At 71.1% G+C, this 23,528-nt stretch carries 25 protein-coding genes and 1 pseudogene; 17 read left to right on the forward strand and 9 right to left on the reverse strand.

The window, feature by feature from the left end; genetic code table 11:
- Window positions 1-133 precede the first annotated feature (133 nt).
- Window positions 134-766, reverse strand: a complete 633-nt coding sequence (gene upp / locus QE392_RS07200) for a uracil phosphoribosyltransferase (protein ID WP_307450104.1) — start codon at window positions 764-766, stop codon at window positions 134-136.
- A 56-nt stretch (window positions 767-822) separates the two neighbouring features.
- Between upp and tadA the strand changes: the two genes are divergently transcribed.
- Entirely contained in the window at window positions 823-1,305 is a 483-nt protein-coding gene (gene tadA, locus QE392_RS07205; RefSeq protein ID WP_307450107.1) for a tRNA adenosine(34) deaminase TadA, read from the forward strand.
- On the opposite strand, the gene QE392_RS07210 is transcribed toward tadA, so the two are convergent.
- A complete protein-coding gene (locus QE392_RS07210) occupies window positions 1,302-2,231 on the reverse strand; it encodes an LLM class F420-dependent oxidoreductase (RefSeq protein WP_307450111.1) in 930 nt (309 codons plus the stop codon). The genes tadA and QE392_RS07210 overlap by 4 nt on opposite strands.
- A gap of 30 nt (window positions 2,232-2,261) precedes the next feature.
- On the reverse strand, window positions 2,262-3,374 hold the full coding sequence (locus QE392_RS07215) for an alpha/beta fold hydrolase (protein ID WP_307450114.1): 1,113 nt from the start codon (window positions 3,372-3,374) through the stop codon (window positions 2,262-2,264).
- Between the two features lie 186 nt (window positions 3,375-3,560).
- Here QE392_RS07215 and proC point away from each other — a divergent pair, with 186 nt between their 5' ends.
- Window positions 3,561-4,406 (forward strand): pyrroline-5-carboxylate reductase, encoded by an 846-nt coding sequence (gene proC / locus QE392_RS07220; protein ID WP_307450117.1) that lies wholly within the window; start codon window positions 3,561-3,563, stop codon window positions 4,404-4,406.
- Window positions 4,407-4,408: 2 nt separating this feature from the next.
- Window positions 4,409-4,696 carry a DUF1905 domain-containing protein gene (locus QE392_RS07225; protein WP_307450120.1) on the forward strand — a complete coding sequence of 96 codons (288 nt, stop codon included), beginning with the start codon at window positions 4,409-4,411 and terminating at the stop codon, window positions 4,694-4,696.
- Between the two features lie 171 nt (window positions 4,697-4,867).
- Here the strand turns inward: QE392_RS07225 and QE392_RS07230 are convergent, their stop codons facing one another.
- Window positions 4,868-5,539: a potassium channel family protein gene (locus QE392_RS07230; protein WP_307450123.1), complete on the reverse strand. Its 672-nt coding sequence runs from the start codon at window positions 5,537-5,539 to the stop codon at window positions 4,868-4,870.
- A complete protein-coding gene (locus QE392_RS07235; RefSeq protein ID WP_307450126.1) occupies window positions 5,532-6,974 on the reverse strand; it encodes a TrkH family potassium uptake protein in 1,443 nt (480 codons plus the stop codon). The genes QE392_RS07230 and QE392_RS07235 overlap by 8 nt, the downstream gene beginning before the upstream one ends.
- Before the next feature lie 68 nt (window positions 6,975-7,042).
- Between QE392_RS07235 and QE392_RS07240 the strand changes: the two genes are divergently transcribed.
- From QE392_RS07240 to QE392_RS07275, 8 genes are all read left to right on the forward strand, one after another.
- A complete protein-coding gene (locus tag QE392_RS07240; RefSeq protein ID WP_307450128.1) occupies window positions 7,043-7,438 on the forward strand; it encodes an ArsR/SmtB family transcription factor in 396 nt (131 codons plus the stop codon).
- Window positions 7,439-7,583: 145 nt separating this feature from the next.
- Window positions 7,584-7,775, forward strand: coding sequence for a helix-turn-helix domain-containing protein (locus QE392_RS07245; RefSeq protein WP_056224003.1), 192 nt, complete (start codon window positions 7,584-7,586; stop codon window positions 7,773-7,775).
- Window positions 7,776-7,858: 83 nt separating this feature from the next.
- Window positions 7,859-7,957, forward strand: a complete 99-nt coding sequence (locus QE392_RS07250) for a 30S ribosomal protein bS22 (protein ID WP_003792170.1) — start codon at window positions 7,859-7,861, stop codon at window positions 7,955-7,957.
- 100 nt (window positions 7,958-8,057) lie between these two features.
- On the forward strand, window positions 8,058-8,351 hold the full coding sequence (locus QE392_RS07255) for a rhodanese-like domain-containing protein (RefSeq protein WP_307450134.1): 294 nt from the start codon (window positions 8,058-8,060) through the stop codon (window positions 8,349-8,351).
- A gap of 28 nt (window positions 8,352-8,379) precedes the next feature.
- Complete coding sequence (locus QE392_RS07260; RefSeq protein WP_307450136.1) at window positions 8,380-8,658, forward strand: glutaredoxin family protein; 279 nt, start codon at window positions 8,380-8,382, stop codon at window positions 8,656-8,658.
- Window positions 8,655-8,957, forward strand: coding sequence for a Dabb family protein (locus tag QE392_RS07265; protein ID WP_307450140.1), 303 nt, complete (start codon window positions 8,655-8,657; stop codon window positions 8,955-8,957). The genes QE392_RS07260 and QE392_RS07265 overlap by 4 nt, the downstream gene beginning before the upstream one ends.
- 309 nt (window positions 8,958-9,266) lie before the next feature.
- Window positions 9,267-11,039: a S53 family peptidase gene (locus QE392_RS07270; protein ID WP_307450142.1), complete on the forward strand. Its 1,773-nt coding sequence runs from the start codon at window positions 9,267-9,269 to the stop codon at window positions 11,037-11,039.
- Entirely contained in the window at window positions 11,036-13,027 is a 1,992-nt protein-coding gene (locus tag QE392_RS07275; RefSeq protein WP_307450144.1) for a hypothetical protein, read from the forward strand. The genes QE392_RS07270 and QE392_RS07275 overlap by 4 nt, the downstream gene beginning before the upstream one ends.
- Window positions 13,028-13,066: 39 nt before the next feature.
- Here QE392_RS07275 and QE392_RS07280 read toward each other — a convergent pair whose 3' ends face one another.
- The 3 genes and pseudogenes from QE392_RS07280 to aspS form a co-directional block, all read right to left on the reverse strand.
- The gene (locus QE392_RS07280; protein WP_307450146.1) at window positions 13,067-13,426 is read right to left on the reverse strand and encodes a TOBE domain-containing protein; all 360 of its coding nucleotides are present in this window, start codon (window positions 13,424-13,426) and stop codon (window positions 13,067-13,069) included.
- A 202-nt stretch (window positions 13,427-13,628) separates the two neighbouring features.
- Window positions 13,629-14,135: pseudogene (locus QE392_RS17520) on the reverse strand (ATP-binding cassette domain-containing protein); the annotation flags it as partial.
- Window positions 14,136-14,276: 141 nt separating this feature from the next.
- Window positions 14,277-15,635: an aspartate--tRNA(Asn) ligase gene (gene aspS, locus QE392_RS07285; RefSeq protein WP_307450149.1), complete on the reverse strand. Its 1,359-nt coding sequence runs from the start codon at window positions 15,633-15,635 to the stop codon at window positions 14,277-14,279.
- A gap of 152 nt (window positions 15,636-15,787) precedes the next feature.
- On the opposite strand from aspS, the gene QE392_RS07290 reads away from it, so the two are divergent.
- The 6 genes from QE392_RS07290 to ccsB all read left to right on the forward strand — a co-directional run bounded on the left by QE392_RS07290 (window position 15,788) and on the right by ccsB (window position 21,301).
- Window positions 15,788-16,477, forward strand: coding sequence for a DedA family protein (locus tag QE392_RS07290; protein WP_307450151.1), 690 nt, complete (start codon window positions 15,788-15,790; stop codon window positions 16,475-16,477).
- A 79-nt stretch (window positions 16,478-16,556) separates the two neighbouring features.
- A complete protein-coding gene (locus tag QE392_RS07295; protein ID WP_307450153.1) occupies window positions 16,557-17,201 on the forward strand; it encodes a histidine phosphatase family protein in 645 nt (214 codons plus the stop codon).
- Window positions 17,201-17,806, forward strand: coding sequence for a TlpA family protein disulfide reductase (locus tag QE392_RS07300; RefSeq protein WP_307450154.1), 606 nt, complete (start codon window positions 17,201-17,203; stop codon window positions 17,804-17,806). The genes QE392_RS07295 and QE392_RS07300 overlap by 1 nt, the downstream gene beginning before the upstream one ends.
- Window positions 17,803-18,552, forward strand: coding sequence for a cytochrome c biogenesis CcdA family protein (locus tag QE392_RS07305; protein WP_307450155.1), 750 nt, complete (start codon window positions 17,803-17,805; stop codon window positions 18,550-18,552). The genes QE392_RS07300 and QE392_RS07305 overlap by 4 nt, the downstream gene beginning before the upstream one ends.
- Window positions 18,533-20,284, forward strand: coding sequence for a cytochrome c biogenesis protein ResB (resB, locus tag QE392_RS07310; RefSeq protein WP_307450156.1), 1,752 nt, complete (start codon window positions 18,533-18,535; stop codon window positions 20,282-20,284). Before QE392_RS07305 ends, resB begins: the two co-directional genes overlap by 20 nt.
- 9 nt (window positions 20,285-20,293) lie before the next feature.
- The gene (gene ccsB / locus QE392_RS07315) at window positions 20,294-21,301 is read left to right on the forward strand and encodes a c-type cytochrome biogenesis protein CcsB (protein ID WP_307450158.1); all 1,008 of its coding nucleotides are present in this window, start codon (window positions 20,294-20,296) and stop codon (window positions 21,299-21,301) included.
- 1,121 nt (window positions 21,302-22,422) lie between these two features.
- Here the strand turns inward: ccsB and QE392_RS07320 are convergent.
- Window positions 22,423-23,313, reverse strand: coding sequence for an endonuclease domain-containing protein (locus QE392_RS07320; protein ID WP_307450160.1), 891 nt, complete (start codon window positions 23,311-23,313; stop codon window positions 22,423-22,425).
- Between the last annotated feature and the right edge of the window lie 215 nt (window positions 23,314-23,528).

Here is a 23,528-nt window from a genome sequence, read left to right on the forward strand (position 1 = left end):
CCGGGGCGGGGCGTGGTCCCGCTCTCGGGTCGTGCCGGAAAGACGGCGTCGTCGGGGTCCGGCGCGATGCCGCTCTCGGGTCGTGCCGGAGAGGCGGCCGCCGACGTCGCCCTGACCCGGTACGGATCGCCCCTCAGGCGGTGCCGTACAGGCGGTCGCCGGCGTCGCCGAGTCCGGGCACGATGTAGCCCTTCTCGTTGAGGCGCTCGTCGACGGCGCCCAGCACGAGGGTCACATCGTGGCCTTCGACCTGCTTCTCGATCGCCGCCACGCCCTCGGGGGCGCCGAGGAGGCAGATCGCCGTGACGTCCTGCGCGCCGCGGGCGAACAGGAAGTTGATGGCCGCGCCGAGCGATCCGCCCGTGGCGAGCATCGGGTCGAGCACGAAGCACTGACGGTCGCTGAGGTCGTCGGGCAGGCGCTCGGCGTAGGTCGTGGGCTCGAACGTCTCCTCGTCGCGCACCATGCCGAGGAAGCCGACCTCGGCTGTGGGGAGGAGTTTGACCATGCCCTCGAGCATGCCGAGACCGGCGCGCAGAATGGGCACGACGATCGGACGCGGCTCGCTGATCTTCACGCCCGTCGTGGAGGTGACGGGGGTCTGGATCTCGAGGGGCTCGACGCGCACGTTGCGGGTCGCCTCGTACGCGAGGAGCGTCACGAGCTCTTCGGTGAGCTGGCGGAAGACCGGAGACGACGTCTGCACGTCGCGCAGCACCGTGAGCTTGTGGGTGATCAGGGGGTGGTCGGCGACGTGGACACGCATAGGCTCAAGGCTAACCGTTTCCCCCGCCCGACCCCGTCCTGAATTCTCGGAGCCCCGTGACGCCCACCGCCCACGATCTGGCCGCTCTCCGCCGGGCGTTCGAGCTGGCCGCGGAGGCGGCGGACGACGCGGACGTCCCCGTGGGGGCCGTGGTGGTGGCCGCCGACGGGTCGATCCTGGGCGAGGGGCGCAACCTGCGCGAGGCCACGCACGACCCCACGGCGCACGCCGAGATCGTGGCGCTGCGTCAAGCGGCATCCCGGATCGGTTCCTGGCACCTCGCCGACTGCACGCTCGTCGTCACGCTCGAGCCGTGCGTGATGTGCGCCGGCGCGATCCTGCAGGCCCGCGTCCCCCGCGTCGTCTTCGGGTCGTGGGATGCCAAGGCGGGCGCCGCCGGGTCCGTGTACGACGTGCTGCGCGACCGACGCCTGCCGCACCGCGTCGAGGTGATCGGCGGCGTGGAGGAGCAGCGGGCCGCCGCGCAACTGCAGGCGTTCTTCCGAGACCGCCGGCCCGCCCGGGCGGACGGCTCCTAGCGCGGCAGCAGCGGCAGCACCTCGGCGCCGATCTGGTCGGCGTGGTCCGTATCGCGCAGGTCCATGAGCTGGAAGTAGACGCGTTCGGCGCCGAGCGCACGGAGCCGTTCCACCTTCTCGGCGACCCGCTCCGGCGTGCCGATGATGTTCGCGCCGTTGTCGAATTCCTCGCGCGACTGACCGATGGCCGTAGCGCGTCGCGCGATCTCGGCGTCGTCGCCACCGACGATCGTGGGCAGCGCGACCGACAGCTTGAGCGTCTCCGGGTCGCGACCGATCGCTTCGCACGCGGCCCGGACGACCGCGAACTTCTCGGCGACCACCTCCTCGGCGACGAAACCGATGTTGAACTCCGTCGCGTAGCGCGCGGCGAGCGCGGGCGTGCGCTTCGGTCCGCCGCCGCCCACGATCACCGGCACGGGGGATTGCACGGGCCGGGGGAGGGCCGGTGCCTCGTCGAGGCGGTAGTGCGCGCCGTGGAACGTGAAGGTCTCGGCATCCGGAGTCGCCCACAGGCCCGTCACGATCCGCAACTGCTCCTCGAGCAGATCGAATCTCTTCGCGGGGAACGGGATGCCGTAGGCGAGGTGCTCGCGCTCGAACCAGCCGGTGCCGAGGCCCAGTTCGACGCGGCCCCCGGACATGGCGTCGACCTGGGCGACCTGGATCGCGAGGATGCCGGGCACACGGTAGGTCACCGACGACACGAGGGTGCCGAGACGGATGCGCGAGGTCTCGCGGGCGAGTCCCGCCAGGGTGGTCCAGGCATCCGTGGGGCCGGGCAGCGGGTCGCCGGGGCCCATGCGCAGGTAGTGGTCGGATCGGAAGAACCCGTCCAGGCCGTGCCGCTCGGCCGAGCGGGCGAAGGCGAGCTGGTCGTCGTAGGTGAAGCCCTGCTGGGGCTCGGTGAACAGGCAGTATTCCACGAAGGCTCCGGGGGAGAGGGGCGGCGATCGTCAGTCGGCGGAGCGCAGGATGATCGCCTCGGTGGGCGGGGCGGGGTCGGCGGGGCGCCCGACGTAGCCGATGTGGGTCAGCAGCGCCTGGCGGAACGAGGCGGGGCGCTCCAGATGCACGGAATGACCGGCGCCCTCGACCGCGACCTCGGTGACCTCTCCGCCCGCGGCCGCGTAGGCGGCGAGCACATCACGGGTCTGCGACACCATCGGCTGGGCGGGCGCCGCGTCGGCACCCGGCCACCCCGGGACCACGCCGAGGGAGCCCAGGTGGTTGAGGTCGGCGAACGAGGCGTCGGAGACGATGGCATCCGCCGTGCCGTGGATCCACAGGATCGGCGGCTTGGCGTCGAGCTCGACGATCCCCGACACGTCGAAGTACTTCGGGGAGATGGTGTTCAGCACTCCGGTCGTCCCGGGCGCGAAGCCGGGCCAGGTGGAGGTCGCCACCGCGTCGCCGGGGTAGTTGCCGCCCGCCGTGGACGTCGACAGCATCGCCTCGACCCAGACGTCCTCGTGCTCGCTCGCGTAGCCGGGGGCGACGTAGCTCGAGCGGAACACCGACCGCGGCGAGGTGGCGGCCTCGTCGGTGGTGTCGTGATCGATGAGGCGCTGGACGAAGTCGTCGTTCGCGACCCCCGCGCCCGTGCCGGCCGCATCGGCGGTCACGAGCGACCCGTCGCGGCGCGTCCCCCCGAAGCCGTAGGGCGAGATCGGCGATTGCAGTGTCACGGAGCGCACGGGATGCTCGAGGGCGTACTGCAGCACGACGCCGCCGCCGATCGACCAGCCCACGAGGTGCGCGTCGGCGATGTCGAGAGCCTGCAGGGTCGCGAAGAGGTCGTCGCTGAAGTCGCGGACGCCCCGGGTGGCGTCGATGGGCATGTGCTCGGTGCGGCCGAACCCGCGCAGGTCCACGGCCAGCACGCGGAGCTCGGATGGCAGGTCCTGCATGATCTCCTGCCAGAACAGCGAGGACGCGACGTTGCCGTGGACGAAGACGACGGTGTGCTCGCCGGTCGTGGCGGGGTCGTCGCCGGCGCGTTCGAGCACGTTCACGCTGAGCCGGTCGGTTTCCACGAGACGGGCAGTGATGCCGTCGAAAAGAGTCATGACAGGTCCTCCGTGTCGCTCGCCGGTGCTCCGATACGCCGCGTCCCGACTCTAACGCGCGCCCCTTTCCGGTGCACCGAGGCTTGCTTCGCGCGCGCACTCACGCCCGCCGGACCCGCGCTCCGAACCCGAGGTGCGGCGGTGGGCGAGGGGGCGATGTCGGAGGCGCTTCATAGACTGGTGGACATGACGGATGCCACCCACACGCTGCCCCCGATCGCGATCCTCGGCGCCGGTTCGATGGGAGGAGCCATCCTCCGCGGTCTCGTGGCCGCGGGGCTCACCGGCGGCGGGGTCACCGCGACCAATCGGTCGCGGGCGAAGGCCGCCGAGCTGGCAGGCCTGGACGGCGTCACGAGTATCGCGCTCGAGGAGCACCCGTCGGGCAACACCGACGCCGTGGCCACCGCGGAGATCGTGCTCGTGGGCGTCAAGCCCGCGATGGTGCCCGACCTGCTCGACGAGATCGCCCCGCATCTGCGCGAGGGCGCGGTGGTCGTGAGCCTCGCGGCGGGGGTCACGCTCGCGACCTTCGCTCGTCACCTGGGCGACGACGTCGCGACGCTGCGCTCCATGCCCAATACGCCCTCGCTCGTGGGCAAGGGCGTCACGGGGCTGGCCGCGGGTCCCGCCGCATCACACGACGACGTCGCCGTCGTGCGCGCCCTGTTCGAGACGGTGGGGGCCGTCGTCGAGGTGCCGGAGGCGCAGATCGACGCGCTCTCCACCATCTCCGGTTCGGGTCCCGCGTACGTCTTCCTGCTGATCGAGGAGTTCACCCGGGCGGCCGTGCGGATGGGCTTCGACGACGATCAGGCGCGACTGCTCGCCGAGCAGACGTTCATCGGCGCCACGAGCCTGCTGGCCGCCTCCGACGTCGACCCCGCGGAACTGCGGCGGCGGGTGACCAGCCCGAAGGGCACGACCGAGCGCGCCATCGCCGTGCTGCAGGGGGCGCACCTCGACGACACCTTCACCGACGCCGCCGAAGCCGCCCTGGCCCGCGCGAAAGAGCTGGCCGCCGGGGGCTGACCATGCGCCTGCGCTTCTCCGGCCCGATCTGGTACTGGCGCGGCCCCGCGCCGTTCCACTTCGTCAGCGTGCCGTCGGCCGAGGCGGCGATGATCGCCGAGATCGCGCCCGTGGTCACGTATGGATGGGGCATGATCCCGGCATCCGTCACCGTCGGCACCACGACCGTGACGACGTCGCTGTGGCCGAAGGACGGCGGCTACATCGTGCCGGTGAAGAAGGCGCTCCAGGATGCCGAGGACCTCGCCGTCGACGATGAGATCGAGGTCACGCTCGACATCGACGCCTGACTGCATCGCGTCGTCGCCGGAATCGTCCGCAGGCGGGCGGGCGGGCAGGCGGGCAGGCGGGCAGGGCGGCCGGGCGGCAGGCCGGAAGGCCGGAAGGGCGGCAGGCGGGCGGGCGGCAGGCCGGCAGGGCGCAGGCGCGCGACTCGCCGCGGCGCGCGACCGGCGCCGGCCTCAGCGGTCCAGCGACGCGAAACGCTCGATGTCGGAGTTCGTGCCCGACACGATGATGAGGTCGTGATTGGTCACGACGGTGTCGGCCTCGGCGTATCGGAACGGCCGGCCGGGGCTCTTCACACCCACGACGGTGACGTTGTACTTCGAGCGCACGCCCGACTCGTTCAGACCGACGCCGCGCACGAGCTTCGGTGGGTACATCTTGGCGAGGACGAAGTCGTCATCGAAGCGGATGAAGTCCAGCATCCGACCGCTGACGAGGTGCGCGACGCGCTCGCCGGCCTCGGCCTCGGGGTAGATGACGTGGTTCGCGCCCACGCGGGCGAGGATCTTGCCGTGCGACTGCGAGACCGCCTTCGCCCAGATCTGCGGCACCTTGAGGTCGACGAGGTTGGCGGTGATGAGCACCGACGCCTCGATGAGCGATCCCACGGCCACCACGGCGACCTGGAAGTCCTGCGCCCCGATCTGACGGAGGGCGTCGATGTTGCGCGCGTCGGCCTGCACCGCGTGGGTCACGCGTTCCGACCACTTCTGCACGAGCTCGAGATTGCCGTCCACGGCGAGCACCTCGCGGTCGAGCCGATCGAGCTCGCCCGCGCACGCGGCACCGAAGCGGCCGAGTCCGATCACCAGGACGGGCGCGTCGCTGCGAATCCGTTCAACCAACGATCGGCCTTTCCACGGGCAGCGCGTACAGCTGCGAGCGAGATGCCGCGGCGACCGCCGCGGCGAGAGTCACAGTACCAATGCGCCCCATGAACATCGTGGCCGCCATGACGTAGACGGCGGGGTCGGGCAGTTCCGCCGTGAGACCCGTCGACAGCCCCACGGTCGCGAACCCCGAGATGACGTCGAAGAGCACGTACTCGATGGGGGCGTCGGTGATGCGGCTGATCGTCACCGTGGAGATGGCGACGATGGTGGCGCCCCAGGCGACGACCGAGAGCGCGACGCGCTGCACGTCGCTCGGGATCCGGCGGCCGAACGCCTGGACGGACGGACGACCCTTCGCCTCGGAGAACACCGCGAGGGCCAGGACGGCGAGGGTTGTCACCTTGATACCGCCGGCGGTGGATGCCGAGCCCCCGCCGACGAACATGAGCATGGACCCCACGATCAGGGTCGCGCCGTTCAGGTCGCCGATGTCGATGACGCTGAAGCCGCCGGAGCGCGTCATCGCCGAGAGGAAGAACGCTTGGAACGTGGTGTCCCAGGCATCCATGCTCCCGAATGTGAGGGGGTTGTCGTATTCCAGAAGCAGGATGAAGCCCGCGCCGAGCACGAACAGGATGACCGTCGTGATGAGGGTCAGCTTGGTGTGCAGCGACCACAGGCGGAAGCGCCAGTGGTGCCGCCAGAGGGTGAAGATGACCGGGAACCCGATCGAGCCGAGGAACACGCCCATCATCAGCACCGTCAGCAGGTAGTAGTCCTGCGCGAAAGGCGTCAGTCCGTCGGCGTTGGGGATGAAACCGGTGTTCGTGAAGGCCATCGCCGCGTAGTACGGCGCCTCCCACAGGGCGACGAGGGGGTTGATCCCGCCGATGATGAGCGACGGGTAGATGAGGATGGTGAGCACTGCTTCGATCACGAGGGTCGACAGCGCGACCGTGCGCAGGAGCTGGCCGACCTCGCCGAGACGGACCGTCTGCCCCTCGTTCACGGGGCCGCCGTGCACGCGGAGCGGGTTGCTGTCGCCGGCGGCGATGAGCTTGGCGCGCAGTCCCAGCCGCTTGGAGATGACGAGGCCGAGGATGGATGCCAGCGTCAGCACGCCGAGCGCGCCGACGTTGACACCGATGTAGGTGATCGCGTGCCCGAGCGGCGACCAGTGCGAGTACATGTCCACCGTCGACAGGCCGGTCACGCAGATGGTGGACACCGCGGTGAAGAGCGCATCGGCCAACGGCGTGGTCCGGCCGTCGGCGGCGGCAGCCGGGAGGGAGAACAGCGCCGTGAAGAGCAGGATGAGCGCGACGAAGACCAGCACCGCGAACCGCGCCGGAGAAGCGGTCGTGAGATTGCGGAGCCGATCCCATGCCTCGAAAGCGATGCGACGAAGTCGCACCGGCAGTCGCACCTCGTTCGGCGTCGCCGCCATGCGCCGCTCCTTTCGGTGCCCGAACCCGAATCATGGTACTCGGGCCGGGGCTTGGCTAATCTGATGCCATGGCGGACATCTTCGACGTGATCGCTGACGGAACGCGTCGCGACATCCTTCAGCTGCTCCTGGACCGGGCGACCGGCGGAGAGCGGGGGACGAGCGTGTCGCAGATCGTCGCGGCCCTGGGGGTCAGTCAGCCCACGATCTCCAAGCACCTGAAGGTGCTGCGCGAAGCCGAGCTGGTGTCGGTGCGCGAGGTGGGTCAGCACCGCTTTTACAGCCTCGCGGTGGCGCCCCTCGACGAGGTCGACGACTGGCTCGTGCCCTTCTTCTCGCTCGATGAGGAGAACGAGCCGGCCCTCCCCGAGTCCGCCGTGCACGCGGCCGAGGTCGTCGGACGGGCCGCCGCCTCGGTGAAGCACTCGTTCTCGACGGCCTTCCGCAAACTCCCCGGGCGGTGACCCTCGGTCGACGCGGATGCCGTCGTGTGCGGCATCCGGAATGCACATTCGTCACAGCCGGCCCATAGGTTTACAGCCGTCACGACCAGACCCTAGAGTGTGCTCAGCATCAGAGGGTGGGTCCACCCGGAACGAGGGGTGAACGATGGCCGAGCTGCCGGACGTGCGGTTCTTGACGGTCGCCGAGGTCGCCGAGCTCATGCGCGTGTCGAAGATGACCGTCTACCGGCTCGTGCACGCCGGAGAACTGCCGGCGGTCCGCTTCGGACGCAGCTACCGCGTGCCGGAGTCGGCGGTCGCCGAGGCCGTGCAGCGACCGGTGTCCGACGTCGGCTAGACTGATCCGAGGCTTTTTTCCGAACGCCTAGTGTTCCCGGGCGCCGACATCGGCACCCAGACCCCGACTTAGTGAGGTTTTCCGTGGGTTCTGTCATCAAGAAGCGCCGTAAGCGCATGGCGAAGAAGAAGCACCGCAAGCTGCTTCGCAAGACTCGTCACCAGCGCCGCAACAAGAAGTAAGCGGCCACCACACCGAGCGCCTGTCCCCGTGACGGGCGCTTCGTGTATCGTCGCGCGCCGGCCGGGCCGGCATCCCGTCCGTCCCCTCAGGAGGGAAAGCATGCAGTCCATCACCGTCCACGATCTGCACGCGGGGCGCGAGCGTCCCCTCATCGACGTGCGCGAGGAGCACGAGTTCGCCGCGGGTCACGTGCCCGGCGCCGTGAACCTGCCCATGTCGACTCTGGGTGAGCACCTCGACGACCTGCCGGCCGAGCCGTTCGACGTGATCTGCCAGATCGGCGGGCGTTCGGCGCGCGTGACCGAGGCGCTCGCCGCGCGCGGACACGACGTGACGAACGTCGAGGGGGGAACGGGTGAATGGGTGGCGGCAGGATACCCGGTCGAGTCGTGACCTCGCCCGCGCCTCCTAGGATGGAGGCGTGACGACCCTCACGCTGATCGGCAAGCCCGACTGCCATCTGTGCGACGTGGCCGAGCAGATCGTGGAGACCGTCGTCGCCGACCTCCCCACCGGTATCGCCGAGCGCGTCGAGATCGAGCAGGTCTCGATCACCGACGACGCATCGTTGCACGCGGTGTGGTGGGAGAAGATCCCGGTGGTGCTCATCGACGGTGAGCTGCACGCGCACTGGCGCGTGTCCGCCGACCGCCTGCGTGCCGCGCTGATCGCGGCCGACCCCGAAGGAGCCTCCGCGTGAGCATTCGACACCTCGTGCTGTGGAAGTTGGCGGCCGATGATGCCGACACCCGTGCCCTGCACGCCGAGCAGGTCGCCGAGAAGCTCCTCGGGCTGAAGGGCGTCATCGACGAGATCGAGCACATCGAGGTGGGACGCAACGTCGTCAACCCGCAGTCGAACTGGGACGTCGCGCTCGTGAGCGAATTCGCCGACGCCGCGGCGCTCGAGCGGTATCAGGTGCACCCGGCGCATCAGGAGGTCGCGGCGTTCGTCCGCTCCGTGGTGGCCGAGCGCTCCTGCGTCGACTACCCCTTCTGACCGTCTGCGTCCCCCGGGGGCGCCCGCGCGGCTGACGGTCCCCGCGGTGTGAGTGCCGCCGGCCGGCCATTCGACCGGGTCGGTTCTGTTCGCGAGAACCGCGGAGAGTGCCGCTGATCGAGCCGAGGGCGCTCGAGCGTCCGTCGTCAGCGTCCCCTCTTCGCGCTCGCGTCGGGGCTGCGGCGGTCGCTCGTCGGGGTGGGTGTCGCGAGAAACGCGCCGCTGTCTGCCTCTTTATGAGAACGGTTATCAGTATCGATAGGCTCGCCGACGGCCATCCCGAGCCGACCCCTCTCGAGAAAGATGCACATGCGTCCACAGTCCCGTCGTCGTCCGACGACCCCCCTCGTCGCGCTGGTCGTCGCCGCGCTGGCGACGACCACCGCGTGCGGTTCCCCGCCCCCCGCAGAACAGCCGACGACAGAGGCGCGGCGCATCCTCGCCGCGACCGCGCCCGCCTGGGCGGCGGGCGCGGCCGACACGGCGCACGACGCGCACCTCACGGCATCCGTGCTCCTCGCCGAATCGGCGGGCTCCACCGAGGTCGCAGGAGTCCGCGACTGGCTCGTGCAGAACGGCCTCACCGTCACGGGCGAGCGAGCGAGCATCCACGCGCTCACCTTCACCGGCCGTACGTCGACGATCGCGCGTGTGTTCGACACCTCTTTCGGTGAGACCCTCGTCGGCGGTCGCGCCGCTGTGGCGCCGACACGCGACCTCTCCGTCCCCGCGGGCCTCACGGTCATCGAGAGCGTGGCGGGTCTCGTCGACACCGAGGCGATGCGTCCGACCACCGCCGCGGCGCCCGAGCGCACCGACGACTGCGCCGAGTACTGGGGACAGACGCTCTCGGCGTCCTGGCCCGCGTCCGTCGCCGTCGAGCACCGCTCCAACGCTCTGTGCGGCTACGGTCCCGCCCAGCTGCGCGCCGTGCACGAACTGCCGAGCGACGCCACCGGAGCGGGGGCGACGGTCGCGATCGTCGGCGTCTTCGACGACGATCGGGTCGCCGCGAACACCGATACGTATTTCACCGGTCAGGGCCTGCCGGCTCTGCGCGCCGGCCAGTACACCCATGAGCCGCCCGCCGCGCCCGACACGACCCGCTGCGGCGGGCCGTCGGCGTGGACCGTGGAACAGCACCTCGACGTCCAGGCGGTGCACGCCGTCGCGCCCGACGCCGACATCGTGTACTGGGGTGCGAACGACTGCCTCGCCTCGACGCTCTACCTGCGCGTGCTGGACGCCGTCGAGGCCCCGGTCCGCCCGAGCGTCGTCTCGCTGTCGTTCGGCGGTCCCGAAGACCTCGACACCGACGCCGACCGCACGCTCCTGAACCGCGTTCTCGTCGAGGCCGCATCGCGTGGCGTCTCGGTCTTCGCCTCGAGCGGCAACGACGGAGATTACTCCCTCGCCGGCGACCACCACGACGAGACCGACGTGGCCACGCCCGCGTCGAGCCCGTACATCACGGCCGTCGGGGGTGCCAGCATCGGCCTCGATGCCGACGACCGTGTCGAGGTCGAGGCGGGCTGGGAAGTGCAGACCCGCTTCGCTCAGAACGGTGGGATCATCCCGCCGGGGTTCCTCTACGGTGCCGGTGGCGGCGAATCGGTCTTCTCGCCGCGTCCGAGCTGGCAGAGCGCGCGGATCGCGCACGCGGGCACCGGACGTCTTGTGCCCGATGTGGCCTCGCTCGCCGACCCCAACACCGGGTTCACGATCGCCGTCCCCCGCGGCGACACGCTCGCCTACGAAGCCCACGGCGGAACGAGCCTCGCCACGCCCATGGTCGCCTCGATGGTCGCCATCGCCAAGGCGCGCACGGGGGTGCAGGTCGGCCTGGCGGCGCCGTACCTGTACGACCTCGCCGGGTCCTCCGCATTCCGCGACGTCGTTCCGGCATCCGCCGGCACGTGGTACCGCCGTGCGGCGAGCACCGGTCAGCTCTGGCTCGAGACGCTGTACCTGTGGGACACCCGTCCGCAATCCCTTCAGTCCGCCCCCGGGTGGGACCCCGTCACCGGCATCGGCATCCCCCGCGGTGGCGACTTCCTCGACCGATTCGGAGCAGAACGATGACCCGCGGCGCCCGTCCCCGCTTCCCCTCCGTCCGCGCCGCCGCCGCCGTGCTCATCGCCGCTGCCCTGATGGGAGCGGGAATGGCGCCGGCCGTCGCTGCGTCCACCATCGCTCGGACCTCGGCGTTCGGCATCCAGATGCTCGACGCGGACGGGGGAACCCTGCAGGCTCCCGCGCCCCTGAGCGAATGGTCGAGCGGCGACACCGTCGAGAACTCTTTGGCATCCACCTCCGACGTCCTCACGCTCAACACGACGCAGACGCAGGGGCTCACCAGCCGTGCGGCCTCCGACGGCGCCCAGGCGACGATCGCCAGCGGCACGTTCCAGCTGCGTGATCGCGTACCGGTGGCTTTCACCGGCCTGCGCGCCACGTGCGCCACCGACGGCAGCACGTCCATCGCCTTCGACACGCTCACCGTCGATGGCAAGGACGTGCTCGACCCGGGCAAGCTGGCGGCGGGGTACACCGTGTCGCTCCCGACATCGCCCACGTGGGGGTCGACCCGCCTCATCATCGGTGAACGGGTCGTCGACCGCGGACGCGTCCAGGTGACGGCGTTGCGCATCGAGGGCGAGGCCGGATGGTCGGAGATCTGGCGGGTGCGCCTCGGGGTCGCCGCGTGCACGCCGACGACCGTCATCGCTCCCTCCCTCGTCTCGGGCGTCACGGTGACCGCACCGGGCGGCGGCGTCCTCATCCCCGGTGCCCCGCACGTGGATGCCGAGGGCGCGGTGCAGGCGCAGAACGTCCGAAGCGTCGGATCGGCGTCGTCCGCGACCGACGTGGCGGTGGCGCACGCCGCCGACGGTTCGAGCTCCGTCTCGATCGGAACGTTCCGGCAGGTGCCCGACACCTCCTCTGTGGGGGAGTACATGTGGTCGGCGCTGCGGGTGTACGGCCTGACCCTCGACGTGGCGGCCAACGGCACCTCCCGCGTGGCGTTCCGCGACACGGGATCGGCCGTGTTCGTCAACGGCGTCTGGATCAACACCGGAACCGACCTCTACACGGGCCTCGACCCGAACGGCGCGGAACGGGTGCGCGTCCACTTCAACGAGCGGGTGACGCAGGCCGACGGCAGCGTGCTCATCACGGCCCTGCGCTACGAGGACCTCACCGGCACCTACCCCGCGGTGAGCCTCGGCACCGTGCGCTGGAGTCCCGGCACGACGCCCGAGCCGACGCCGCAGCCCACCCCCTCGCCGTCGGCGACGCTTCCGCCGCGGTACGCGTTCGCGGTGGATGCCGTGGGCCCGTCGGCGATCGCTCCGGCGTTCGTCGCCGACCGCGGCGCGACCGGCGGGACCGTCTCGTCGGAGGCCCGTGTCGCGGGTGCCGTCGTGACCGACGGATACGCGGGCCAGGTCGCGGTGGCCGGCATCGAGACGTCGAGTTCCGCGACCCGGTCCTCCGTCGCGCTCGACACGGTCACGCTGTATCCCGGCACCGCGCTCGCGGTCTCCCTGACGGACGTCCGTTTGACCGTGACCCCGGACGGCGCCACCGTGACCACGGGCGGAGGCACGGTCGCCGGGCAGACGATCGCGGCGGGCGCGATCGCCCCCGACACCCGCATCACGGTGCCCGGGCGCAGCGCCGTGTTCACGCTGAACGCGCAAGCGACCACCGGCGATGCCCAGACGGTCGTGGCGCTCGACCTCGACGATCGGCGCGGACTCGGCGCGCACGTGCGCGTCGGCGTCGTCACGGCCGATGCGCCCGCCCCCGCACCTCAGCCGACGCCCGAACCGACGCGCTCACCCGAGCCGCGTCCGACGGGGGATTCGGGCGCGAGCGGGCTGGTTCCCGGCCCCATCGGCAAGGACGACGCTCGTCCCGCGGCCGCCGCCGCGGCGGCGCGCCTCGCGGCGACCGGCGGCGACACGTCCGCCGCTGCAGCGCTGGCGGTCGCGGGATGCCTGATCGTCGTTGCAGGCGGTTTGGCGACCGTCGTCGCCCGGAGGCGTCGGCGCCGAGAGGTCTGAGCGCACGGGGGGTCCCGGTTCGCCGGGGCCCCCTTCGCGTCATGCGCGAGCGAGGACGTTCGCCGGCACCGGCGCAAGGGCGATGCGCACGCGCGCCTCGTCGTCCAGGCGTCGGTCTGCGGCGTGCTCGAGAAGGACGCGACGACCGTCTCCCGTGACCACCGTCGAACGCCGCACGCTGCCCAGGAACGTCGTCTGTTCGACGACCGCGTCGATGCCCGGCGCGTCCGCGCCGACGAGGACGACGTGCTCCGGACGCACGACGACCTCGCAGTGACCGTCGTGGGCGGCACGGGCGAGGGGGAGGCGCTGGCCCCACACCTCCACGACGGTTCCTTCGACGATCCCCGGCACGGTGCTCACCGGTCCGAGGACCTCCGCGACAGCGGCGTTCTCCACCCGTGCGTAGACTTCGGCCGGGGACCCCCGGTCGACGATCCTGCCGCCGTCCATGACCACGAGTTCGTCGGCGACCGCGGCGGGCCTCCGCCGTGTCCCGCGTCGCCCACAGCGTCGTCACCCCGCGCTCGCGCAGTTCTCTCGCGAGGCGATCGCGCGTCCGGATCCGGGCCGCGGTGTGCAGGGCGGCCAGCGCGTCGTCGAGCGCGACCGCGCGCGGACGGCGCGCCAACGCCCGGGCGAGCGCCCAGCGCTGGCGGTCCCCCTGCGCGAGCCGGGAGACGACGGCATCCGGCGACTCCAGGCCGACGAGGGCGCAGAGGCGAGCCGCCTCGTCGGCGGCATCCAGGACGTCCGCATTCCGCGCCGCCGCCGTCACCGATGCCTGCACGCGGGCGAACCGGGCGGCCGGCACGCGATCGCCCACCTGACAGATGCGAGGTGCCGTGGCCCCGATGCGACCGTCGACGCTGACGATTCCGGCGTCGGCGCGTTCGGCACCTGCGACCAGTCTCAGCAGCGTCGAGGCACCGCATCCCGACGGCCCGACGATCGCCACGATGGTTCCCGGTTCGATGTCGAGATCGATGTCGTGCAGCACCCGCCGGCCGGCCCGCTCCCGGCTCACCCCCCGCAGGACGATCGACCACCCTCGGGGGCGCGACGCGCTCGCGGATGCCGAGGGGTCCACGGGCGTGACGGCGACCATGCCCCGACGCTAGACGTCGTCCATGACGCACGAACGCCCGGGGAGTGAACCCCGGGCGTCGTTCGCTCGAATCCTGCGCGACCGTGAACACGGCCACGACGGCGCAGGCGGGTGCCGCGGGCGACGCCCGCCCGCCGCCGCTTACGGCGCGAGGCGGGTCGGTCCGCGGAAGAGGTAGGTCACTTCGCGGATCGAGGACTCGCCCAGCAGGAGCATGAGCACGCGAGCCAGGCCCATGCCGAACCCGCCGTGCGGCGGGGCGCCGAAGCGGAAGAAGTCGAGGTAGAAGTCGAGGTGCTCGGGGTCGAGACCCTTCTCCTTCGCCTGCTCGATCAGCACGTCGACGCGATGCTCGCGCTGGGCGCCGGTGGTGATCTCGACACCGTTGAAGAGCAGGTCGTACGACTTCGTCAGCCCGGTCTCTTCATCGCGCATGTGGTAGAACGCGCGGATCTCGGGGTGGTAGTCGGTGATGAACACGAACTGGTGCCCGAACGTCTCGGCGACGTGCGCGGCGATCTGACGCTCACCCTCGGGGTCGAGGTCGCCGTCGGTGCGCGGGATGTCGTACCCGCGTGCCGCGACGATCTCGCGCGCCTCGGCGAGCGGGATGCGCGGGAAGGGGAGGGCGGGCACCTGCACCTCGACGCCGAACAGCTCCTGGATCTCGGCGCCGTGCTTGTCGGCGACGGCCTGGAACGCCGTCTGCAGCAGCTCCTCCTGCATGCGGGCGACGTCTTCGTGCGAGTCGATCCAGCTGATCTCGGCATCGATCGAGGTGAACTCGGTCGCGTGACGGCTGGTGAACGAGGGGTCGGCGCGGAAGGCGGGCGCGATCTCGAAGATCTTGCCGAAGCCGGCGACCTGGGCCATCTGCTTGAAGAACTGCGGGCTCTGCGCGAGGTAGGCCGTCTTGTCCTCGAAGTAGGGCACCTCGAACAGTTCCGCGTTGCTCTCGGAGGGGGATGCCATGAGCTTGGGGGAGTGCACCTCGATGTAGTCGCGCTCCACCCAGTACGTGCGCATCGCGTGCTCGAGGGTCGTCTGCACGCGGAAGATCAGGTTGTTGCGGCGCTGACGCAGGTCGATGAAGCGGTAGTCCATGCGCTTGTCGGGGCTGCTGTCGGCCGCGATGGGCGTCTCGGGGTTGGCCGCGGCCGCGATCACGAGCTCGCCGACCTTGATCTCGACTCCGCCGAGCTTGACGCGCTCGTCGTGCTTCAGCTCGCCGCGGACGGTCAGGAACGTCCCCGTCGCGAGACCACCGATCGTCTCGGTGAGCGCGAGGGCGGCGGCATCCTGCTCGGGGTCGGTCCCTGAGCCTGTCGAAGGGTCGGAGGGGCGGGTCGCCGGATTCACGAGCTGCACCGCGCCGGTCTCGTCGCGGAGGACGACGAACTGCACCTTCTTCTGATCGCGCACGGTTTCGACCCATCCCGACACCTCGACGGGGCCGGCGGGGAGGGATTTCAGCTGGTTGACCAGGACGCGTTCGCTCACGATCCACCAGTCTACGTCCGCGCCCGCGGGCCGACCGGGCCCGCGGCATCCCGACCGCCTCGGGGGCAACCCCCAGGATCGGCGCACCCTCGGGCTCTAGCCTGGGAGGGGCGTCCGTTCGGGCGGCCGATCACCGAGCGCGAAGGCACCCGATGACCGACACCACCCTCACCCTCGCCCCTGTGCGGTCGACCTCCGGCTCCGGAGAAGGACAGTCGTGGCTGACGTCTCTGGCCGACTGGACCGTGTCGCTCATGGAGATCATCGGCCCCGTGGGCGCCGGCGTCGCCATCGCGCTCGAGAACCTCTTCCCGCCGCTGCCCAGCGAGGTCGTGCTGCCGATGGCGGGGCTGACCGCGAGCCGCGGATCGTTCACGCTGTTCGAGGCGTTGCTGTGGACGACGATCGGTTCGGTCGTCGGCGCGTTCATGCTCTACGGTCTCGGCCGCTGGCTGGGGGCCGCGCGCCTGCGCGCCTTCGCCGCGAAGATGCCGCTGCTGCACCCCGAAGACGTCGACCGCACGGTGGCCTGGTTCGAGCGCCACGGCGGTAAGGCCGTGTTCTTCGGGCGCATGATCCCGATCTTCCGCAGCCTCATCTCGATTCCTGCGGGCGTCTCGAAGATGCCGATGTGGCGCTTCGGCCTGCTCACCGGCGCCGGCAGCCTCATCTGGAACACCATCTTCGTGCTGTCGGGCTACCTGCTGGGTGAGAACTGGCACATCGTCGAGGAGTACGCCTCGATCCTGCAGTACGTCGTGATCGCGGCGGTCGGGATCGGTGTGGCGTTGTTCCTCTACAACCGCATCCGGTCGCTGCTCGCGGCGCGCAAAGACGCCTGACCCGGGCGGTTATCTCCACGTCGAGGCAACCGGCATCCGGACTCAGTCAGACCACAGACCCCGCGCCTAGACTGGCATCGTGCCCGCCGATCGCCTCCATCTCGTGCGCCACGGAGAGGTCTACAACCCCCGTCGCGTGCTGTACGGTCGGCTCCCCGGATTCGGTCTGAGCGTCGACGGCCGTCGCATGGCCCGCCAGGCCGCGGAGTACGTGCAGGGCCTGGATCGCCCTGTCACGGGGCTCGTGGTCTCGCCGTTGCAGCGCACGCGCGAGTCGTCCGAGCCCTTCTCGGAGCTCTTCGGCGTCGAGGCGTACATCGACGACCGCGTCATCGAGCCGACCAACGTCTTCGAGGGGCGGCGCATGAAGCAGGCGCTGGCCAACCCCCTGAACTGGCGGCACCTCCAGCGGCCCGCCATCCCCAGCTGGGGCGAACCCTATGAGCGCATCGTCGCTCGGATGACGGATGCCATGACCGATGCGTGGGAGCGCGTGTCCGCGGGAGACGTCGTCGTCGTCTCGCATCAGCTGCCGATCTGGGTGACCCACCTCGCCCTCTCCCGCCAACCCACCCGCCACGACCCCCGCAAGCGCCGCTGCGCGCTGTCGAGCGTGACGAGCTTCGAACGGCGAGACGGCGCCGACGGCTCGACGCGCTGGGTCGAGGTGGCGTACGCCGAGCCGGCCTCGACCGCCGGAGCCGTCGACGTAGGAGCCGTGTGATGCGCCGAATCCTCACCGCCGCCGGGTCTCTGACCGCTGCGGCGGCCCTCGTGCTGGGCCTGGCGGCCTGCACCGCCGACCCGCTGGCCGACCAGTACCGCGCGGGCGACAACAAGGGCTACATCGCCGCGAACGGTTTCCAGACCGCCGAGATCCCGGCCGAGAACCGCGGGGAACCCGTGGAGTTCACCGGCACGCTCGACAGCGGTGCCGCGGTGTCCAGCGCGGACTACGCCGGCACCGTGCTCGTCGTGAACTTCTGGTACGCCACCTGCGGTCCGTGCATCATCGAGGCGCCCCGCCTGGAGCAGGCCTACCAGAGCTTCCAGGGCCAGGACGTGGCGTTCCTCGGCATCAACACGTACGACCAGCCCGCCACGGCACTGTCGTTCGCCCGCGATCACGGCGTGTCGTACCCGAGCGCCATGGCCGTGGGCGACGCTGAGCTCAAGCTCGCGTTCGCCGACAAGACGCCCATCAACGCCACCCCCACGACTCTCGTGCTCGACAAACAGGGCCGCGTCGCGGCACGCATCGTCGGCGAGCTCCCCGAGGCCTCGATCCTCGAAGCGGTCGTGCGCACCGTCGTCGCGGAGGACGCGTGAATCCGGGAGCCCTCGTCTTCGACGGGGCGCTGTGGCTCGCCGTCCCCATCGCCCTGGCCGCCGGTCTCATCTCGTTCCTGTCGCCCTGCGTCCTGCCGCTCGTGCCGGGGTACCTCGGCTACATCGGCGGTGCCGTCGCCCCGCGCGGGGGCTCGGCATCCGCTCCGGGACGGGGCCGATTGCTCGGGGGGACGCTGCTGTTCATCGCGGGATTCACGGCCGTGTTCATGACGTTCAACTTCCTCGGCGGCGCGGCGGGCGCGTTCTTCGTCCGCTACGGCGATGTCATCACGCGCATCCTCGGGGTCGTGATCATCCTCATGGGGCTCGTCTTCATCGGTCTCTTCGGCGTCGCGCAGCGGTCGGTGCGCATGCAGTCCCGCGGCAACCTCGGACTCATCGGAGCCCCTCTCCTCGGTGTCGCGCTCGGAATCGGGTGGACGCCGTGCATCGGCCCCACGCTGGCGGCGATCCTGTCGGTGTCGTACAACCTGGGCGACCCCGGTCGCGCCGCCCTCCTGGGGCTGGCCTACTCGCTGGGTCTCGGCATCCCGTTCCTGCTCCTCGCCCTCGGCTTCGGGTGGGCGACGCGGTCGGTGTCTTTCGTGCGCCGGCACATCCGAGTGGTCAACATCATCGGCGGGGTCCTGCTCATCGTGCTCGGCCTGCTGATGGTGACGGGCGTGTGGGGGCAGTGGATGTCGACCCTGCAGGGGGTGATCGGCAGTGTCCAGCTCCCCCTCTGACGGCGGGCGGCCGGAACGCTCCGACGGCGTCCTGCGTCCGTCGGACCACGCCGACGCAGACCTGGCATCCGGTCCCGACGACATCACGCAGCCGCGCCTCGGGGTCATCGGCTGGGCGCGCTGGGGCTGGCGCCAGCTCACGTCGATGCGCACCGCCCTGGTGCTCCTGCTCTTGCTCGCGATCGCCGCGGTGCCGGGTTCGCTCGTGCCCCAGCGCAGCGCCGACCCCAACGGCGTGACGCAGTACTTCACCGACAACCCCGACCTCGCGCCGGTGCTCGACAAGCTCAGCCTGTTCGACGTCTACACGTCGCCCTGGTTCTCGGCGATCTACCTGCTGCTGTTCATCTCGCTGATCGGGTGCGTGCTGCCCCGGACCAAGCACCACTGGAAGGCCCTGCGCTCGCAGCCCCCGCGCACGCCCGCGCGCCTGTCGCGCCTGGACGATCACCGTTCGCGCACGCTCGCCGTCGAGGGGGACAGGGATGCCGTCGCGGCGGCCGCGATCGACAGTGCGGCGTCGCAGCTGCGCAAGAGCGGCTACCGGATCGCCCGCTACGACGGACGCGGAACCTTCTCGGTGTCGGCGGAGCGCGGCTACCTGCGCGAGACGGGCAACCTCGTCTTCCACGCGGCCCTGGTAGGCGTGCTCATCGCCGTCGGCGTCGGCGGCGGCTTCACCTATACCGGGCAGCGCGTGCTCGTGGAGGGGCAGGCGTTCGCCAACAGCCTGCTCGACTACTCCTCGTTCAACCCGGGGCGCTTCGTCAGCGGCGACACCCTCACGCCCTACTCGATGACGCTCGATCAGTTCGACGTGAACTACGTGCCTCCCGGGCAGCCCGGATCCGGCCAGGCGGGCGATTTCGTCGCGCATGTGACGACGCAGGCCCCCGGTGGCGACCCGCAGGACGGCGAGGTGCGCGTGAATCACCCGCTCGACGTCCAGGGCGACCGCGTCTACCTGCTCGGAAACGGCTACGCGCCCACCGTCACGATCCGCGACGCCGACGGGCGGGAAGTGTTCCACGACTCGGTGGCCTTCCTTCCGCAGGATGCCAACATGACCTCGCTCGGCGTGATCAAGGTCGCCGACGGGTTGCCGGAGCAGCTCGGTCTGCTGGGCTTCTTCTACCCGACGATGGACGTGCTGTCCTCGGGCGCGCTGACCTCCACCTACGGCGACCTCGAGTACCCGGTGCTGACGCTGCGGGTGTACGAGGGCGACCTCGGCATCGACGACGGCACGCCCCGCTCGGTCTACACGCTCGATCCCTCGGGTATGACGCAGATCGCCGGCGGCGACAGCGGCACCCCCGCGATCCAGCTCATGCCCGGCGAGACGCAGGACCTGCCCAACGGCCTCGGGACCATCACGTTCGAGAACGAGGCGCCCGCGGGAGCCAGCGGCTACGACGGGTCGGTCAAGCGCTTCGCGTCGCTGTCGATCCACCGCGACCTGGCCGGCCCGTGGGTGCTGTCGTTCGCGCTGCTGGCTCTGTTCGGCCTGCTCGCCGCCCTCTTCGTGCCGCGTCGACGGATGTGGGTCAAGGCGACTGCTGTCGCCGAGGGCGTGCGCATCGAATACGCCGGTCTGGCCCGTGGTGAGGATCCGACGCTCGCCGCGGCGGTCGACCAGCTCGCCGAGAAGCACGGCGCCACCCTTCCTCCCCAAAGCCGACCAGGGCCCGGCGACCCCGACGCCGCCCCCACCGGCGAGACCGAAAAGTAGACTGACACCATGCCCGGAACCGATCCGCTTCTCCTCGATGAGATCTCCCTCCTCCTGGTCTGGACGGCGGTCGCCATCTACGTGCTGGCGTTCATCGCCTACGCGATCGACCTCGCGCGTCGCTCCGACCTCGCGCTGAAGGCGAAGGACGAGGTCGTCTCCCGCGAGCTCGTGACCGCGGGCGGTGGGGGAGTGATCTCCTCCGGCGCCGGGTCCGCGGCATCCGGTGCCACGACGAAGCCCCGCTACCTCTGGGCCCGACTCGGAACGGTGCTCACGGCGCTCGGGTTCGTGTTCCACCTCGTCGCCACGGTGCTGCGCGGAATCGCGGCCGAGCGCGTGCCGTGGTCGAACATGTACGAGTTCGCCCTCACCGGGCTGCTGCTGATCGTCGCGGTCTACCTCGCCGTGCTGACCCGCTACGACCTGCGCTTCCTGGGCTCGCTCATGACGGGGCTCGCGGTGCTGCTGCTCGGCGGGGCGACCCTGGCGTTCCACGTCGAGGTGGTTCCGCTGGCCGACCCGCTGAAGTCGATCTGGCTCGTCGTGCACGTCTTCGTCGCGAGCCTCGCGACGGCGTTGTTCGCCCTGGCTTTCGGTCTGTCGGTGGTGCAGCTCGTCCAGACGCGCCGGGAGCGCAAGCTCGCCGAGGCATCGGGCGACGCCACACCGAAGCGCAGCTTCCTGAGCACCGTGCCGTCGGCCGACGCGCTGGAGTCGCTGGCGTACCGCTTCGCCATCGTCGGTTTCATCTTCTGGACCTTCACCCTCATCGCCGGCTCCATCTGGGCGAACGACGCGTGGGGCCGGTACTGGGGCTTCGACACCAAGGAAGTGTGGACCTTCGTCATCTGGGTGCTCTACGCCGGATACATCCACGCCCGCGCGACCCGCGGCTGGCGCGGCACGCGGTCCGCATGGCTGTCGATCATCGGCTTCACCGCGGTGCTGTTCAACTTCACCATCGTCAACGTCTTCTTCAAGGGCCTGCACGCGTACTCGGGTCTGACGACCTGACGTCCGTCGCCGCGCTGTCAGGGTCCGTCCGGTGCCGCCGGGCGGGCCCTCTTTTCGTCCCCGGCCTGCGGTGGACGGGGCGGAAGGTGCCGAGCGCGTGGGGTGCCGGGCGCGCGGGGGGTGCTTGGCCCGTGCGGTGCCCGGCGGGTGGGGGCGCCAGGGTGTCGGGGCCGTGAATGCTCTACCTCAGGGACGCTCCGCGCGGTCGCCCGGGCGCCAAGAGGCTGGGGCGCTGACGCGGCGCGGTGGGCTGCGCTGTTGCTGAGGCGTTGGGTCGGGGCGCTGGCGCGCCCGCGGAATGGAATGCGAGGTCGCTGGGCCGCTGCGCTGTGAAGACACTGGACCGCCGGGCGGCGGGGCCACCGGGCTGCGCGGGTGCGGGGCTACTGGGTCGCGGGGCGGCTGGGCCACCGGGCTGCGCGGGTGCGGGGTCGCCGGGTCGCGGGGCGGCTGGGGGTGCGCGGGTGCGGGGTCGCCGGGTCGCGGGCTGCGAGAGCGGGGTCGCCGGGCTGCGCGGGTGCGTGGTCAACGGGTTGCGGGGCAGCTGGGCCACCGGGCTGCGCGGGTGCGGGGTCGCCGGGTCGCGGGGCGGCTGGGCCACCGCGGTGCGGGGTCGCCGGGTCGCGGGCTGCGAGAGCGGGGTCGCCGGGCTGCGCGGGTGCGTGGTCAACGGCTTGCGGGGCAGCTGGGCCACCGGGGTGCGCGGGTGCGGGGTCGCCGGGTCGCGGGCTGCGAGAGCGGGGTCGCCGGGCTGCGCGGGTGCGTGGTCAACGGGTTGCGGGGCGGCGGGGCCACCGGGCTGCGCGGGTGCGGGGTCGCCGGGTCGCGGGCTGCCAGAGCGGGGTCGCCGGGCCGCCGGGGTCCCTCATGTGCTGCGGTCCGGCCCCTCCTCCTCCGCGTCTGGCGCCCGAGGTGCCATGCGCCTGCGGCATCCGTTGAGTGTCCACGACACGCCGCTGCCCCTCTGTCATAGACGGCGTGTCGTGGACACTCGACGATCGGCCGCGGGCATAGGGGCTGGGGCGTCGCGCCGCGCCGACGACGCGGCGCGGACGGCGACCAGCGTTGAGTGTCCACGACACGCCGTGTCGAGTGTCCGCCAGACGGCGTGTCGTGGACACTCAACGGAGGGATGCGTCCCGGAGCGCGCGACGGACCGGGGCGATGACGTCGCGCTCGGGGGTTGCGAGATGGTGTGCCACCACGCGCACGAGCGTCCAGCCCTCTGCGCTGATCGCGCGCCACCGGTCCGCGTCCTGCAGGAACTGGCTGCTGTCCGCATGATGACGGCCGTCGTACTCCACGGCCACACGCTGCTTCGGGTAGGCCATGTCCAGCCGCGCGACGAAAACGCCCGCCGCGGTCCGCAGCGTCCAGTTGAGTTCGGGTTCCGGCAAGCCGGCCCGAACCAGGATCATCCGCACGATGCTTTCGCGCGGTGATTCCGATCCCTGACGCACGAGTCCGACTGCCTCCCGGAGCAGGACAGCTCCCCGGCGCCGCTCACGCAGCGCCACCGCTTCAAGGTCCGTCCATGAGTCACCGTGCGAGAGGCACCAGTCGCCTGCCGCCACCAAATCTTCGATGCGGAGTACCGGGGCGAGCTGGCCCCAGGTCTCCGCTCGGGTCGCGAGCGGCAGGCCGCCGAGGAGGGTGATGCCGTCGGTTGGCATCGCGAGTCGGTGTCCCTGGATTCCGCGTGCCCGAGGCTCGCGGGCGGGTGGGATGGCGCTGACATGGAGCGGTACGCGCGGGGCGAACGGGAGTGGCATGCCCCAGAGGGTTGCTGATGTGACATGACTGAAGAATTGGTCGCCGACCATCCTCGGTAAGAAGGCCTCGCAGAGGTCCGAGATGGTCTCGATCCCCGTGCCGTCGTCACGCCGACGGACGCCGTGGAACGGCGCGGACAAGTCGCCGGCAAGAAGTCTTCGTCGGGGGATGCCCAACACGTCGGCGTCGCGCACGTGGAACGGCCGGTCGAAGTCGGGAGGTAACGGCAGGGGTCGCATGATGCCATAAGACACCGCCGCCCGACTCGCTCGCAGTTGCGGACCGAGTTGGCTGTGCATAGCCGACGTGGGGAGGAGCCTTCCTCAACGCCGGCGGCCCGGCGGCGGCGGCGCGATGCGGCTGACGCCCCCCGCGACCGGCGCGGCCGAAGCCCGGCGACGGGCGGCCGGGGCCCCCTCGGCAGGCGCGGCCGGGGCGGCCAGCCCGGGCCGCC

This window comes from Microbacterium proteolyticum, assembly GCF_030818075.1.
Classification (GTDB): domain Bacteria; phylum Actinomycetota; class Actinomycetes; order Actinomycetales; family Microbacteriaceae; genus Microbacterium; species Microbacterium proteolyticum_A.

What these genes read in the sequence shown, in the direction of transcription:
- upp (WP_307450104.1), bottom strand. Translation starts at nt 766, where the DNA reads ATGCGTGTCCACGTCGCCGACCACCCCCTGATCACCCACAAGCTCACG.
- QE392_RS07215 (WP_307450114.1), bottom strand. Translation starts at nt 3,374, where the DNA reads ATGACTCTTTTCGACGGCATCACTGCCCGTCTCGTGGAAACCGACCGG.
- proC (WP_307450117.1), top strand. Translation starts at nt 3,561, where the DNA reads ATGACGGATGCCACCCACACGCTGCCCCCGATCGCGATCCTCGGCGCC.
- QE392_RS07225 (WP_307450120.1), top strand. Translation starts at nt 4,409, where the DNA reads ATGCGCCTGCGCTTCTCCGGCCCGATCTGGTACTGGCGCGGCCCCGCG.
- QE392_RS07235 (WP_307450126.1), bottom strand. Translation starts at nt 6,974, where the DNA reads ATGGCGGCGACGCCGAACGAGGTGCGACTGCCGGTGCGACTTCGTCGC.
- QE392_RS07240 (WP_307450128.1), top strand. Translation starts at nt 7,043, where the DNA reads ATGGCGGACATCTTCGACGTGATCGCTGACGGAACGCGTCGCGACATC.
- QE392_RS07245 (WP_056224003.1), top strand. Translation starts at nt 7,584, where the DNA reads ATGGCCGAGCTGCCGGACGTGCGGTTCTTGACGGTCGCCGAGGTCGCC.
- QE392_RS07255 (WP_307450134.1), top strand. Translation starts at nt 8,058, where the DNA reads ATGCAGTCCATCACCGTCCACGATCTGCACGCGGGGCGCGAGCGTCCC.
- QE392_RS07270 (WP_307450142.1), top strand. Translation starts at nt 9,267, where the DNA reads ATGCGTCCACAGTCCCGTCGTCGTCCGACGACCCCCCTCGTCGCGCTG.
- QE392_RS07275 (WP_307450144.1), top strand. Translation starts at nt 11,036, where the DNA reads ATGACCCGCGGCGCCCGTCCCCGCTTCCCCTCCGTCCGCGCCGCCGCC.
- QE392_RS07290 (WP_307450151.1), top strand. Translation starts at nt 15,788, where the DNA reads ATGACCGACACCACCCTCACCCTCGCCCCTGTGCGGTCGACCTCCGGC.
- QE392_RS07300 (WP_307450154.1), top strand. Translation starts at nt 17,201, where the DNA reads ATGCGCCGAATCCTCACCGCCGCCGGGTCTCTGACCGCTGCGGCGGCC.
- ccsB (WP_307450158.1), top strand. Translation starts at nt 20,294, where the DNA reads ATGCCCGGAACCGATCCGCTTCTCCTCGATGAGATCTCCCTCCTCCTG.
- QE392_RS07320 (WP_307450160.1), bottom strand. Translation starts at nt 23,313, where the DNA reads ATGCGACCCCTGCCGTTACCTCCCGACTTCGACCGGCCGTTCCACGTG.